This window comes from Streptomyces gamaensis (genome assembly GCF_042656465.1).
Lineage (GTDB): Bacteria > Actinomycetota > Actinomycetes > Streptomycetales > Streptomycetaceae > Streptomyces > Streptomyces gamaensis.
On sequence record NZ_JBHSPB010000018.1, the window covers coordinates 109,590 to 124,609 of the forward strand.

Genomic DNA, 15,020 nt, shown 5'->3' on the forward strand with positions numbered 1-15,020 from the left:
CCCGATCCCGCCCCGCCGCGCCTACCACCTGCGGAATCTCACCGCCGCCCCCGCCGCCACGAGCGCCGCCACCAGCAGCCCCGCGCCCGTCATCATGAACACATCCATGTCGGTACCGCCCGTGCGCCGACGCGGGTGCCCCTGCGGGCCGCCGACGGGATCGGGCGCCCGGAACGCGTTGGTGACGGTCACCGTGGCCGCCTTGGCGGCGATGCGCACCACGCCGTCGTGCGCGCCGTCCGCACCGTGCGCGTCGTCCGCCGTACGCGCGCCGCCGACGCCGCCCGGAAGGCGAGCGCCGGGCGCGCCCCGGCCGTCGGGGCCCGTGCCCACGCCTGCGCTGCCCGCCGTTCCCGGGTCGCTGTCCGCGACCGCCGTCCTCGCCCCCTTGGGCCGTTCGATCTCGCGCACCGCGCATACGGATCCCAACGGGGCGTCGATCGTGCGGCGTTCGCCGTCGTCGAGCGTGAACCGGCTGTCGTCGGCGGAGAGTCCGACGGGGGTGGTGCCGCCGCCGGGGCGCGGCGTGGCGCAGTCGACGGTGAAGGTATAGCCGCCGTCGCCCTCGCCCGTCACCTTGTTGGCGACGGTGAGCCTGCCCAGGGTGTAGGTGTTGGTCGCGGTGATGGTGGCCGTGCGGTCGTCCGTTCCCTCGATCGTCACGGCCTGTTCGGGGCCGCCGTGGTCGACGGTGGCGGCCGAGGCGCCGCCGGTGTCGGCCTCGACGGCCCAGCAGCGGGTGCCGGCCGGCAGGGGGAAGCCGAGGTCGTCGACGGGGTGTTCGCCGGTCCCGGTGAAGGTGTAGCGGCGGCGGTCGACGAGGGTGAGAGTGCGGCCGGGCGCGGTCTCCAGGGTGCAGTTCAGCAGCAGCGCGTAGCTCCGTCCGGCGGCGAAGCGGGCACCGTTGCCGTTGATCTTCTTGCCGAGGCGCAGGGTGCCGGTGCGGTAGCCGTTCTTCGCGGTGATGGTGATGTCGGGGGTGTCCTTGGTGACGACGGCGGCGTGGGCGAGGTCGCCGTGGTCGGTCGTGGCGGAGGCGGCGCCGCCGGTGTCGCGCTGTTCGGCCCAGCAGCGGGTGCCGATGGGCAACGGGGCGGGGATTTCGAGGGTGTTGGCGGCGGAAAGGGCGTAGTCCCCGCGGACTACGAAGGCGGTGGCGGGTGTGCCATCAGGGCCCTCGGCCTCACGGACGCAGGAGACCGCGAAGGCGAGGTTGCGGACGTAGGGGGCATCGGCGGGGGCGCCGTCGACGGCCTTGCGCAGGGTGAGGCGGCCGGTGGAGAACGCGTTGCTGATGTCCGTGCTGACGGTCGCGGCAGGGCCGGGCCGGACGGTGACGGGGCCGACGGGCGGCGGGGTGCGGTCGGCGCCGCCGGGGTCTGTCTCGGTGACCGTGCAGACCGCCCCGGCGGGCAGGTCGCGCAGTTCGCCGGTGAGGTTCGGGGCGCGCAGGGCGAGCGTACGGACGACGGCGTCGCGGCGCCCGTTGAACGTACAGGCGATCCGGAAGCGGAACGTGCGGTCGGCGTAGCGGCTGCCCGGTCCCAGGACCTTCTTGACGACGCGCAGGCCGCCGGTGGCGAAGTCGTTGGTGACGGTCAGCCCGGCGGTTCTGCCGGGCAGTGAGCCGATGACCGCGGCGTGCGGGTCGGCGGAGTCGGTGGGGGTCACCGCGACGGCGCTCGCTCCGCCCGTACGGGGTTCGGCGGCCGTGCAGCGGGCCCCGTTCGGCAGTCCGTCCAGCGACTGCTCGGAGGCGCGCTCGAAGGTGAGGTCCTTGGGAAAGCCGGGCAGCGACTGCCCCTGCGCGGAGCAGTCGACGCGGACGGCGAACGGCCCCTTGGCGGCCTCGGGCGCGGCGGGCCCGGTGATGTGGTTGCGGACGACCAGGGAGGCCCTGGGGTAGGTGTCCGTGATGGAGACGTGCTGGCCCTCCTCGTCGGGCCCTGCCGGAGTGATCACGACGCGCAGCGCGTTCGCCTCGCCGAAGTGGCTGCTGCGCGCGCCGGCCGCGTCGCTCTCCCACACCAGACAGGTGGCTCCGGCGGGCACGGCGGTGAGGGTGACCGGGGTGTGCAGGGTGGCGTCGGAGGTGCCCGCGCGGACGATCTGCGCAGTGCCGCCCTGGGGGGTGACGGTGCAGCGGTGAGTGACCTTATAGGGGCCGAGGTTCACGCCGGGCGGCGCGTCGGTGGCGACCTTGTCGACGCGCAGGTTGCCGAAGCGCATGCCGACGCCCGCCTTGGGCGGTTCGGTGGCGGGCAGTTCGTAGGGCTTGCCGGCGCGCACGACGGTCTCGGCGTGCGCGAGGGAGCTCCAGGCGACGGCCGGGTCGCCGGGCACGCCCAGGTCCACGGGGGCGGCCATGGGCAGCCGGAGCGACACCTGGCCTCCGGGCGGCAGGGGCGTGCCGAAGGAGACCGTCATCGCGACGCCGGTGGCGTCCTCGGTGTAGGCGCTGTTCCATCCGGCGGGGCCGCAGTCGCGGCGCGGGGTGTCGAGCAGTGGGGAGCAGGGGTTGGTGACGGTGGCGTACCGGGTCTCCAGTGTGCCGGGTCCCGCCAGTTGCGGAGCTCCGGCGAGTCGGGGGCGGGGTTCCCACTCGGTGCCGCGCTGCTGGTTGCCGAGCAGGACGCCCGTATCGCCCTTGTAGGGCAGCACGTTCAGCAGCCGCAGTTGCACGGCGGGGTCGGTACCGGTGTTGACGGCGCGGACGAGATGGTCGAACTTCTCGCCGGGCTGCACGAGAGCGGTGCAGGGGTAGGAGGTGTACGTGCGCCCGTCCTGCTTGAGGACGGGGCAGCCGGGTGAGTCCAGGGGTTCGTGGCGGTGGGTGGCGGTGTTGTGGAAGCCCAGCGCGTCGTTCCCGGCGATCCACTGGGTGGCTTCGAAGCCGGTGCCGGGCAGGGCGGTGACCTCGGCGCGGGAGGTGCAGTAGCGGCCGGGGCCGAAGTTCTCGCTGTCGTCACTGACTTGGCCATCTCTTGCCGAACGGCTCTGGCAGCTCACGTCGTTGCGGCTCTCGGAGCCCGCGCCGGATGCGTTCTGCGCCACGGAACCGGCCGGGACGCCGGGTGCCAGCCGCACCTGGAAGGCGATCCTGACCTCCGCTCCGGGCAACAGGGTCCAACTCGGCCAGCGCCACACGGCCTTGGCCACCGATCCGTCGTCCCCGCGCGCGGGCTCGTACACGGGCGGGGGCGGCGCGGGCGTGCCGGGCGGCACCTTGGCCGTCACTTTGAACGGCAGTCCGCCGTCGCCCACGTATCCCTGGTCGAAGCGCAGCTGGTCGGGCACGGGGTCGGTGACGACGAGCCCCGGCACGGGGCCGTTGCCCGTATTGCGCACGGTCAGGGTGAACGGTGCGGCCTCCGTCGGGCCGATGCGCGCGTCGGGGGCGGTGGCGACCTCCAGCTGCGCGGTGCCGTTCTGCACCTTCAGGGCCGCCTCGCTCCTGCCGATGTCGAACAGCTCGCCCGGGCCCTGCAGCGGGGACTCGCCCGCGGCCTGCGCGGTGTTCTCGATCTGGCCGGGGATCTGTTTGTCGGGGTCGGAGCGCGGGGTGCCGCGGGCGGCGACCTTGAAGCAGACGGTGGCGGGGCAGACGGTGCTCGGCGGGGCCTCGCCGGGTACGAGGTCGTGGCCGCCGCCCGCGCTGGTGAACGTCACGCGCAGGCCGCGTACCTCCCCCGGGTCGACGCCCGACGGCAGCCCGGGAGTGGTGGAGTCGGTCGTCGTACCGGGCGTGAACGCGGGGGGACTGGCGGTGCACTTGGAGGTGCACACGTCGACGCGGACGCGGTTGGCTCCCGGCGGGAAGGTCACGCCGGTCAGGCTCTGGAAGTCGACTCCGTCGAAGAAACCGGGGTCCACATCGGTGACGACGAGCTGCTTGAGGTTGATGTTGCCGGTGTTGAGCGCCTTGATCCGGACTTCCGGCTGCTGCCGGGCGACGCCGGACAGGGCGCGGGCGACGGTGGACGGGGAGACGCTCGTCTGGACGGTGCCGCCGCCGCTGGGGGGTTCGGTGATGCTGTCGCGGTGTGTGCAGTACGGCTGTCCGACGGGTCTGCCGGCGGAGGTGATCTGCGCGCAGTCGCGGAAGCCCGTCCGGTCGGCGACGCCGTCGCGCCGGACGAACTCGGCGGCCAGCATGAAGCGGCCCTGCGGCGGCAGCGCGCCGTCGGCGAGCCGGCCGCGTACGCCCCGGGCGCGCGAGAGCAGGCCCGCGTCGGCGGGGTTGTAGGCCACCCAGGTACGGGCGTTGGGGTCGAGGACCTCCAACTGCACCGGCGCTCCGGCCGGGTTGCGGTAGGTGACGGCGAGCTTGGTCAGGCGTACGGCGTCGAAGGGGTTGCCGGAGGCGCCCGGGTCGGCGGGGGCGGTGACGGCCGGTCTGTCGAGCGGGGTGTTGCCGGCGTTGGCGAGGTCGAGGGTGTGGGTGACGGGCTGGTCCGGCGGGATCTCGGTCTGGCTCTCGGTCACGGCGCCCCGGATGTCGCTGACCGGGTTCTGTACGCGCAGCGTGCCGCAGGCGGTGCCGGTGCCGGGGGCCGCGCCGTCGACGGGGTCGGAGGCGGTGACGTCGGCGCAGTCGGCGATGCCGGTGCGGGGATCGGCGGGCGCGCCCTGGTCGTTGAGGGTGCCGTGCAGGGAGAGGGTGGCGAGGGCGTCGGTGCGGATGGTGCCGTGGCCGGCGGCGTCGGTGCCGTGGAAGGTGGCGGTGACCTGGCTGGGGGGCGCTCCCGGCGGGCAGCCCGTGGCGGGCACGTCCTGGCGCGCGGGCGGTCCGCTGAGCTGGAGCGGCGCGGGGCGGGCGCCGCCCCGGCAGACGACGCCGACGGTGGCGGACCTGGCCCCGGCGGGGAACTCCACGCGCAGGGCTCCGGTGTCGAACCGGGCGAAGTCCCCGCGCGCGCCGGCCGCCGGCTCGGTGACGGTGAGCGCGGCGACGGGGAACGAGGAGGTGTTGCGGGCGCCGGTAACCATGGAGACGGGGGCCCTGGTGCCGGTGACGGCGGTGCCGTCGGCGACGTAGTTGCCGTCGGCGTCGGAGAAGTAGCTCGTGGTGCCCTGCACGGTGGCCACGTGCGGCAGGACGTCGAATCCGGCGCAGGTCGGCGGTCCGGTGACCGGTTTCCCGCTGTCCGCGTCCCGGGCCGTGGTGGCCGCGCACCAGTTCACCCGGCGGCGGGCGGCGGGGGTGAGCGGGGCGCCGGTGGAGCGCAGGGTGTCGCGCAGTCCGACCTTGACGTCGGCCTCGCCGCCCTTGGGGTCGTACGGGAGGGTGTCGCCGTCCTCGGAGTCGAAGGCGAAGCGCACCCCCGTGATCCGGTCCGGGGCGACGCCGTCCGGCAGGGGGACCTCGGGGCCGGAGGAGTACGGGCCGGCGGTGAACTCCTTGTCCGCGCAGGGCGAGTTGAGCGGTTTGACGCAGACGAGGGCGCGGACGCGGTCGGTGCCGGCCGGGAAGCGGCGTACGGGGCCGAGGGCCTTCACGTCGAAGGCGTCGTAGGCGTCGCGGGCGGTGTCGTCCGTGGTGAGCGCGGTGACGCGGGCCGAGGGCGAGGAGGCGTTGCGGGCGCCGAGGGTGACGGCGGACTCGGCGCCGGACCGGGCCACGGCGGAGCCGTCCGCCCACTTCACGGTGGTCGCGGTGCGCACCTGGCGCGGGACGCGGACGCGTACCCGCGCGGCGGCGGACTTCTGCTCGGCGTTGTCGGCGGAGACGGCGGGGGCGTTCTCGACGCTCGTGCCGTCGTCGAGGGTGGTCTCGGCGGGCACCCGCATCCCGATCGCGAGGTCCCGGCCGGCCCCGGCGGGCAGTCCCACCGAGCCGCTGGGGTTGGGCGGCCCGGGCAGCGCCTCGCGGTAACGGACCGTCAGCCTGCGGCTGCCCGCGTCGTAGGCGACCTGCCGGGAGTCGGTGGTGCGGGGCAGCGAGGTGATCTCGAAACCGGCGGGCAGGGTGTCCTCGACGACGGCGTTGACGCAGGCCACGGTGAGGGAGGAGCACGTGGCGGTGAGTCCGTACTCGAAGGCGCGGCCGGGTTCGAGCGGCGCCCCCGCCGCGCTGACGCGCGCGCGGATCCCGACCTCGGCGTCGGCGGGGCGCTCGTCGCCGTCGAAGACGCCGGTGGGCACGGCGACGGCGACGGCACCGATCACGACCAGCGAAAAGACAGCGCGCAGGACGGACTTCTGCATGCCTTCTCCTCGGGCCTGGGCGGCGTGCCGGGTATCGCGCGGGGCGCGGTCGTCGGAGCCAGGCTCACATGGGAGACAGGACTTCTTGTCGACTTTTAGGGTGTTTTAATACGAATTGCACTCTGATGGCGGGGGCAGTCGGGATCGGTGGGGGGTCCGGCCGGTGTCCGGTGTCAGCCCCGGGGCCGCTCGTTCCCGCTCACGGGTGAGGGGCTTGTCCACATATTCGGGGCCGTCCACAGCTTGGGGCCGGGCCCCGCACGGTGTCGGCGCGGCAGCGCAGAATGGGGCCATGGCGGAGAGCTACGGGGCGACAGGGCCCGGGCGGGGCGCGCCGGGCGCGCGCGGAGAAGACGGGCCGGCGGGACACGAGCACGAAGGGAACGGGCCGATGGCGAACGAGCCGGGGAAGAACGAGCCGGGGAAGCAGGGCACTTCGGGGGGCACGGCGGACGCCGGGTCCATGCCCGACTGGGAGAAGCGGTTCCGGGCGCCCCGGGTGGGGCTGCCGAAATGGGCGGAGGACGCCCCCGACCGCTCCTTGTTCGTCTCGAACGTGACGGGCACCTTCGAGCTGTACGCGTGGGACCGCGCGACCGGGGAGCAGCGCCGGGCCACGGACCGCCCGAACGGCACGACGGGCGGGACGCTGTCCCCGGACGGCGAGTGGATCTGGTGGTTCTCCGACACCGATGGCGACGAGTTCGGCGTGTGGATGCGCCAGCCCTTCCACGGCGGGCCGGACGAGCCGGCGACGCCCGGGCTGGAGCCGTCCTATCCGGGCGGGCTCGCGCTGGGCCGGGACGGCACGGCGGTCGTGGGCCGCTCCACGGACAAGGGCGGCTCGACGATCCATGTGGCGCGGCCCGGTGCCGAGCCGGTGGAGATCTACCGGCACGAGGAGTCGGCCGAGGTCGGCGCCCTCTCGCACGACGGCTCGCTCATCGCGATCGAGCACACCGAGCACGGCGACGCCATGCACTCGGCGATCCGCATCGTGACGGCCGACGGCGCGACGGTCACGGAGCTGGACGACACCCGGGGCGGCACGCAGGAGCTGGGACTGTCGGTCATGGGCTTCGCGCCGGTGGACGGGGACACCCGGCTGCTCGTGGGGCATCAGCGGCGCGGCCGCTGGGAGCCGATGCTGTGGGACGCGGCGACGGGCCAGGAGACCTCGCTGGCCCTCGACCTGCCCGGCGACCTGGACGCCACCTGGTTCCCCGACGGCTCCGCGCTGCTGATCGAGCACGACTACCAGGCGCGCAGCGAGCTGTGGCGCTACGAGCTGGCGAGCGGGGAGCTGACCCGGCTGGACACCCCGGCGGGCACGGTCTCGGGAGCACTGCCGCGCCCGGACGGGACGGTGGAGTTCCTGTGGTCCTCGGCGCAGAAGCCGCCGGCCGTGCGGTCCACGGACGGGCGCCTCGTCCTGGACCCGCCGCCGCTGCCGGGCGGCATCGGCCGGGCCCCGGACTCGGTGCCGGTGACCGACGTGTGGGTGGAGGGCCCCGGCGGTCCGGTGCACGCGCTGGTACAACAGCCCGCGGGCAAGGGGCCGTTCCCGACCGTCTTCGACATTCACGGCGGCCCGACCTGGCACGACAGCGACGCGTTCGCGGCCGGGCCGGCGGCCTGGGTGGACCACGGCTTCGCGGTGGTGCGGGTCAACTACCGCGGTTCCACGGGCTACGGGCGCGAGTGGACGGACGCGCTCAAGCACCGGGTGGGCCTGATCGAGCTGGAGGACATCGCGGCGGTGCGGGAGTGGGCCGTCTCCTCCGGGCTCGCCGACCCGCGACGGCTCGTGCTGGCGGGCGGCTCGTGGGGCGGCTATCTGACGCTCCTGGGGCTCGGTACACAGCCGGACGCCTGGGCGGTGGGCCTGGCGGCCGTGCCGGTCGCCGACTATGTGACGGCCTATCACGACGAGATGGAGGCGCTGAAGGCCCTGGACCGCACGCTGCTGGGCGGCACGCCGGAGGAAGTGCCGGAGCGGTACCGGGCGTCGTCGCCCCTGACGTACGTCGACGCGGTGCGCGCCCCGGTCTACATCTCGGCGGGGGTCAACGACCCGCGCTGCCCGATCCGGCAGATCGACAACTACGTCCAGCGGCTCACCGAACGCGGCCATCCGCACGAGGTGTACCGCTACGACGCGGGGCACGGCTCGCTGGTGGTGGAGGAGCGAGTCAAACAGCTCCGGCTGGAAATCGCCTTCGCGGAGAGCCATTTGCTCCGCTGAGCAGCCCCGGTACGGGGCCGGCTGACGCCGGCCGGTGCGGATGCGGGTGCCCATGCCGGTGCCGGTGCCGGTGCCGGTGCCGGTGCCGGACGGGAACGCGGGGGCGCCGCCTCCGGGTGCGCGGGGCCCGCGCTCGGGGGCGCACGGCGCCACCGGGTGGCCGCCCAGCACCGCGCCCCCCGGCCCGGCGCCGACTGCACAGCCCGCCGGGCGGCGCAGGGAACCGGCCCCGCCACATCGGCGGCCCCCGCAGCGGGACCGCCCGCCGCCGCCCCGGGACCGCGTGGCCCGCCGGACCACCCGGCACCCGGCCCCGCCCGGTGCCGGCCGCGCGATCCACCGGCCGGTGCCGTGCGGGGCGGGATCGGGGGTGTGGGCGGCGTAGTTAAGGTTGTGGCCCAAATGACCGGCGGAAACAGTTCCGGCGGGTACCGGTCTCCGGCACGATGCGGGCGGTCTGGACCAGTGCCGTGCAGAGGTGCCGTGCAGAGGGGGTTGGCAGTCGATGAGCGACGAGGAGTACGTCCCGGGGCCGCACCGGATGACGGTCGCGGAGAAGCTCGACCATCTGCTCCGGGCGCGAGCCGGGTTCGACGGGGACGACAAGCCGTCCTACAAGGTGCTGGCGGCACGGATAGCCGCGCGGTCGGGCGAGACGTTCTCCGGCGCGTATCTGTGGCAGCTGCACCGGGGGGAGCGCACAAATCCGACGCTGCGTCATCTGCGTGCCTTGGCGGCGTACTTCGAGGTTCCGGTGTCGTACTTCACGGAGGACGACGTGGCGCGCCGGATGATCGACGAGGGGGTGCTGGCCGAACGGGGGCTCGACCGGGCGATGGCGGACGCGGGGGTGAGCGCGGCGTATCTGCTGGGGGATCTCGCGGCGCTCTCGCCGGAGGGGAAGCGGATCGCGGCGGACATGATCCGTCAGCTCCGCGAGCTGGAGCAGTACGCCCGCAAGTCCCCGCGCCCGTCCCCTGCTTGACCGGCCGGGCACGCCGCATCCCAGGCGAGGAGCAAGGGCAAAGGCGAGAGCACGAGCCGGGGCACGGTGCGCCACCCCCCTCCACCCTGTCCTCGCCGTAGTCCTCGCCGTAGTCCTCGCCGTAGTCCTCGCCGTCGCCCCTCGCCGCAGTCCTCCCCCTGGCCTTCCCCCTCACTCTCCCCCTCATCAGGATCGCCCAACCCCACTTCCCCTCAGGGCAAGTTGTTCACCAAACGTCCGCCCAATTCACATTCGTCCCACGGTTGAACAGCTCCAACTCTCAAGTTAGGGTCAGTTCTCATGTCACGGTCAGCCAGCGTGAACCGCCATCAGCCGGGCAGTTCACATTGGTTGACGATTCCACGGCCGGGCCGCCCCACGGACATCACTACCCAGGCCCTGGCGTGACAATGATCGACCGGCGGCGGGGGCCGGGGCTCCCCGGCCGTCCTACGGGGAGGTCACACGCGTGCACGACATCCTGAAATCCGCTGCCGGCGGCCGCGGGCAGAGTGTGCTCATCGAGGGCACCGCCGGCACGGGGCGCACGGGGCTGCTGCGTTCCGCCATGGACGCCGCCGCCGAGCACGGGCTGCATCTGCTGACCGCGCGGGCGCGGGCGTCCGAGCAGGGCCTCGATCTGGGCATCGCCCAGCAGCTCATGGCCGGGGCCCGCAGCATTCTCACCACGGAGGCCGCGAAGGTCACAGAGGCCGCGGAAACCGCAGCGACCTCGGTGACCCCGGTGGTCCCGGGGGCCACCGGGACAGCGCCGGCGGCCGGGCCGTCCGCTGGGGCCGACCGCTGCCCGGGGCCAGGCGGCGGCGGGCGGCGGAGCGGGCATCTGAACTGCCCGTCGCCGCACGATCCCGACCCCCGGGCCTCCTCGGACGCGCTGCATCCGCTGGCCCGGCTGCTGGCCACGGGGACGCCGTTATTGCTGGCCGTGGACGACCTGCAGTGGGCGGACACCGCGTCCTTGCGCTGCCTGGGCTATCTGATGGCGCGTCTGGAGAGCATGCCGGTCGCGATCGTGGCGACGGTGGCGCTGGGCGAGACCAGCGGCGAGCCGGTGCTCGCCGAGGTGCTCTCGTCCTTCCGGCACCGGACGCTGCTGGGCGGGCTGTCCGACGGGGCGGCGGCCGAGCTGGCGGCGCAGTCCTTCGGGCGCTCGCCCGACGCTTCTTTCCTCGCCGCCTGCCAGGAGGCCACCGGCGGCAATCCCTACCTCCTCACTTCCCTGTTCCGCGCCATGCGGCTGCGCGGGCTGCGGCCCGAGCGCCCGGCGGCGGCCCGGATCGCGGAGCTCGCCCCGGTGGAGGTCGCGGACACGCTGCTGCCCCGCTACGAGCACGCCTACCCGGGCGCCGCGACGGTGCTGCAGTCCGTCGCGGTCCTGGACGGCGCCGCGACCGCCGACATGATCGCCCGGCTGCCGGGCCTGGACGGGCTGCGGGCTGCCGATCTGGTGGAATCCCTGGTCCGCGCGGGCGCGCTGACCCACAGCGGCGACGCGGGCATCACGGCTGTCACAGGAATCGCCGGCATCACCGGCATGGCGGGAATCACCGGCACCACGGGCACTGGCACCACGGGCGCCGGCGCCGGCCCGGACGCGGACCGCCCCGGGATCGTGCGCTTCGCGCAGCCGCTGCTGCGGGCGGCCGTGCTGGCCCGGATCCCGCCCAGCCGCCGCGACGCGATGCACGCGCGGGCCGCGCAGCTGCTCCAGGAGAGCGCCGAGCCCGCCGAGCGCGTGGCCGGGCAACTGCTGCTCGTACGCAGCCGCCTGGGCCTGCACTGGACGTGCACGGTGCTGTGCGCGGCGGCCGGCGAGGCGATGCAGCGGGGCGACACCGAGCAGGCCCACGCGTATCTGCAGCGTGGTCTGGAGGAGTGCGAGGGCCTGTGCCAGGGCAAGCTGCTGCGCACGCTCGGGCAGATCGAGCTGTCCGTGGACCCGGTCGCGGCCGTGGACTATCTGCGCAGGGCGCTCGCCCTCCACCCCGATCAGGCCGACCGCGTCGAGATCCGCCTGTCCATCGCGCACGCCCTGCACTTCCTGGGCGACGCCGAGGAGGCCGAGCGGGTGCTGCTGGGGGGCATCGCCGAGGCCGAGGAGAGCCGGGACGAGCGGGAGGGCCCGGGGCTGCGGCGTGCCCGGGAGCGCGGCGCGGACGCCCTGCGGGCCGAGCGGTGCCTGCTGCGCGAGCTGGAGCTGTCGGGGGACGCGGGCACGGAGGCGGACTGCGCCGGGGTGACCGAGCCGCTGCCGCTGGATGTGATCGCCACGCCCGGTGAGCGGCACACCCGGCTGAGCCTGGCCGCGCTGCGCGCCACCCGGCGGGGGGAGCGGCGCGAGCAGGCGGTGCGCCAGGCCCGGCAGGCCCTGCAGGAGGAGCACGCGAGCCTGGGCCGGCGTATCGCGACGCGTACGGTGCCGGTGCAGGTGCTGGCCCGCGCGGACGAACTCGACCTGGCGCTGGAGGAGTCCGAGGCCATCCTGGAGCGTGCGCAGGCGGAGGGCTCGCGCACCCTGCTGACGACGGCGTACGGGATGCGCGCCGAAGTGCGTTACCGCATCGGTGACATCCCCGGCACGCTGGAGGACGCGCGCAGTGCCCTGCGCCCCGGGGAGTCCGCGCCGGCCGGGCACTGGAGCGCGACCGGCCAGGCGGTGGCGGCGGCCGTGGCCGCGTTCGTCGAGCAGGACGAACTGCGGGCCTCCAACGGCCTGTTGTCCGAGCTGGGCCTGGACGGTGAGCTGCCTCAGGGGGCGAGCTGGGCCGCGCTGCTGTTCCACCGGGGCCGGCTGCGGGCCGCCTGCGGCTATCCGCAGGCGGGCCTGGTCGACCTGCTGGAGTGCGGCCGCCGGCTGAGCGCGGCGGGCCAGTTCAACCCGTCGGTGCTCTCGTGGCGTTCGGAGGCGGCGCTGCTGCACGACGCGCTCGGCGAGCGCGACGCGGCGAAGGCGCTCGTCGGTGACGAGCTGTGCCGTGCCCGCCGCTGGGGCGGCCGGCGCGCGCTCGGCCGGGCCCTGCGCGTCTCCGGGCTGCTGACCAAGGGCCCGGCCGGGGAGCGGGCGTTGCGGGAGTCCGTCGAGGTGCTGGAGGAGTCCTCGGCCCGGCTCGACCTGGCGCGTTCCCTGACGGACCTGGGCATCCACGCCCGCAAGTCGAGCCGGCTGGGCGAGGCCCGTGACCATCTGCGGCGCGCGCAGTCCCTGGCCGAGCAGTGCGGGGCGACGGTGCAGGCGCGTACGGCCCGCCAGGAGCTGCTGGTGGCGGGGGCCCGGCCGAGGCGGCTGACGGAGGTCGGGGTGGAGGCGCTCACGCCGACGGAGCGGCGGGTGGCGCACATGGCGGCCGCGAAGTTCACGAACCGGGAGATAGCCGGGAAGCTCTTCGTGACGCAGCGGACGGTGGAGCTCCATCTCAGCCGTGTCTACCGGAAGTTGTCGGTGCCGGGCCGCTCGGGTCTGACGGACCACTTCGCGCAACTGGCGGAGGCCTGCGGGTGGGATCCGGGCTGTCACGACGGCGACATGGCGGCCGTCTGACGCACCCGGTCCCGGGACCGGCGCGGGGGATCACCGGTCCCGGGGGTCGGGAAGTACGGGCACGGCCACGGCCGTCCGCACGCGGCCGTCCGTACGCGCCTGCTGCTACGCCGGCGCCTGCTGCTATGCCGGCACTTGCTGCTACGCCGTGCGCTCCGGCTCCGCCGTCTGTTCCCGTACGGCGTCGGCCGGAGCCGCGCCGTCCTCGCCGGCGCCCACGCCGGAGAGCTTGCGGACCGCCGTCCGCAGTCCGGCCGCGATGCCCAGCAGCGCGCAGACCGCCGCGATCACGTAGATCAGGCCGAGGCCCCGGCTGTCGGCCCAGTCGTGGGAGGAGCCGTAGGCGGTGATCGCGGTGCCGAGGCCGGTCATCACGGCGACGGAGAGCGTCTCGCACAGCTGGAGGCTGGAGGAGGCCGAGCCCTCCTGCCCCTTGGGGGCGAGCGAGAGGACGATCGTGGTGACGGCGGGGTAGACGAAGCCCATGCCGAGACCGGCGACGGCCCAGCCGACGACGGCGATCGGCACGCTCTTGAGGTCCGTGCCGACCGCGAGGGCGATGAGCGCGTCACCGGCGACGAGCAGCACGAAGCCGAGGACGACGCGCGCGTGCCGGCCCTTGCCGCCGCTGCGGGTGTCGAGCTTGGCCTGGAGCCAGGCGCCGGTGACCCAGGTCAGCGCGCCGGCGGACAGCGCGAGTCCGGAGCCGAGGGTGTTGAGCCCGAGGACGCGGGTCATGCTCAGCGGGAAGAAGGACTCGCCGCCGTAGTAGGCGGCGCTGACCAGACCGCGCACGATCATGCCGGCGGGCATGCCCCGGCGGGCGGTGAGCGTGCCGGCGGGCAGCAGCTTGTTCAGTACGGGCAGGGTGATCGCGATACCGACCACGACGAGCCCGGCGAGCACGGCGATGTTGCGGTTCTCCAGGCCGGCCAGCAGCGCGCCGACGCCGATGACGAGCAGCAGCGTCAGCGGCAGCCGGTTGCCGCCCGTCGGGCCCTCGGCGGGGGTGAGCTTGCGCAGCGCGGGCAGCGTCAGCAGCACGCCCACCGGCACCAGCGGCACCAGCACGAGGAAGACGATGCGCCAGTTCGTCGCGGAGGCGATGGCACCGGCGATGGCCGGGCCGAGCAGCGCGGGCAGCGTCCACGCGGAGGCGACGAGCGCGAGCATGCGGGCGCGCAGCTCGTCGGGGTAGGCGCGGCCGACGATCAGGTACGCCAGCGCCAGCACGCCACCGACGCCGAGCCCCTGCAGGGCGCGGGCGAGCAGCAGGATGTACCAGTTCGAGGCGATGGCGGCGACGACACAGCCGACGACGAACACCACGAACGCCTGGAGGTACGGGCGGGTCGGGCCGCTGCGGTCGGCGCCCTGTCCGGCGGCGACGGTGCCGAAGAGGTTGGCGAGCATGAACGCGGTGAACGCCCAGCCGAAGAGGTGCACCCCGTCGAGGTCCTCCGCCGCCTGCGGCAGCACGGTGGCGACGCCGAGCCACAGGAAGGCCACCAGCGTGACGGAGGTGATCAACCCTAAGGACAGCGCACGGTACTTGGGCGAGAGCACGCCGCCGCTCTGCTCCGCCGGATCCGACGGAGGGGCCTCGGTCTTCTCGGTCATCGGTTCTCCGATCGACGCATGGGATGCATAGCCAACTTTCTATTTAGGGTAGTCACTATATAGACGCCACCTGATACGCTGTCAACGTGACCGACACTGCTGACGACGCTGACGACATGGCGGCCGTGGGGATGTTCCGCGCGCTCGGACACCCCGTGCGGCTGGGCATCATGCGGGCCCTCGCGGCGGCACCGGAGACGTGCGCCTGCGACTTCACGGAACTCTTCGACGTGACCCAGCCGACGATCAGCCAGCATCTGAAGGTGCTGCGCGAGGCGGGCCTGGTCGTCACCCGCCGCCGGGGCGTGCAGATCTGCTACTCGGTACGGCCGGGCGCGCTGACCGGCCTCCAGGGCCTGCTGGCGGAGATCCAGCCACCGCAACTGGCGCGTGTCGGCTAGGCG

At 74.3% G+C, this 15,020-nt stretch carries 6 protein-coding genes; 4 read left to right on the forward strand and 2 right to left on the reverse strand.

Annotation, left to right across the window (positions count from 1 at the left end; translation table 11 throughout):
* Positions 1-21 precede the first annotated feature (21 nt).
* Positions 22-6,207, reverse strand: a complete 6,186-nt coding sequence (locus ACFP1Z_RS25765) for a DUF5979 domain-containing protein (RefSeq protein WP_390319870.1) — start codon at positions 6,205-6,207, stop codon at positions 22-24.
* 463 nt (positions 6,208-6,670) lie between these two features.
* On the opposite strand from ACFP1Z_RS25765, the gene ACFP1Z_RS25770 reads away from it, so the two are divergent.
* The 3 genes from ACFP1Z_RS25770 (at position 6,671) to ACFP1Z_RS25780 (ending at position 12,996) form a co-directional block, all read left to right on the forward strand.
* On the forward strand, positions 6,671-8,452 hold the full coding sequence (locus ACFP1Z_RS25770; protein ID WP_390319904.1) for a S9 family peptidase: 1,782 nt from the start codon (positions 6,671-6,673) through the stop codon (positions 8,450-8,452).
* A gap of 505 nt (positions 8,453-8,957) precedes the next feature.
* Positions 8,958-9,437: a hypothetical protein gene (locus tag ACFP1Z_RS25775; protein WP_390319871.1), complete on the forward strand. Its 480-nt coding sequence runs from the start codon at positions 8,958-8,960 to the stop codon at positions 9,435-9,437.
* A 469-nt stretch (positions 9,438-9,906) separates the two neighbouring features.
* The gene (locus ACFP1Z_RS25780) at positions 9,907-12,996 is read left to right on the forward strand and encodes a helix-turn-helix transcriptional regulator (protein WP_390319873.1); all 3,090 of its coding nucleotides are present in this window, start codon (positions 9,907-9,909) and stop codon (positions 12,994-12,996) included.
* A gap of 141 nt (positions 12,997-13,137) precedes the next feature.
* On the opposite strand, the gene ACFP1Z_RS25785 is transcribed toward ACFP1Z_RS25780, so the two are convergent.
* Positions 13,138-14,616 carry an MFS transporter gene (locus tag ACFP1Z_RS25785; protein ID WP_390319874.1) on the reverse strand — a complete coding sequence of 493 codons (1,479 nt, stop codon included), beginning with the start codon at positions 14,614-14,616 and terminating at the stop codon, positions 13,138-13,140.
* 86 nt (positions 14,617-14,702) lie between these two features.
* Here ACFP1Z_RS25785 and ACFP1Z_RS25790 point away from each other — a divergent pair, with 86 nt between their 5' ends.
* Positions 14,703-15,017, forward strand: coding sequence for an ArsR/SmtB family transcription factor (locus tag ACFP1Z_RS25790; RefSeq protein ID WP_390319876.1), 315 nt, complete (start codon positions 14,703-14,705; stop codon positions 15,015-15,017).
* Positions 15,018-15,020: the final 3 nt, after the last annotated feature.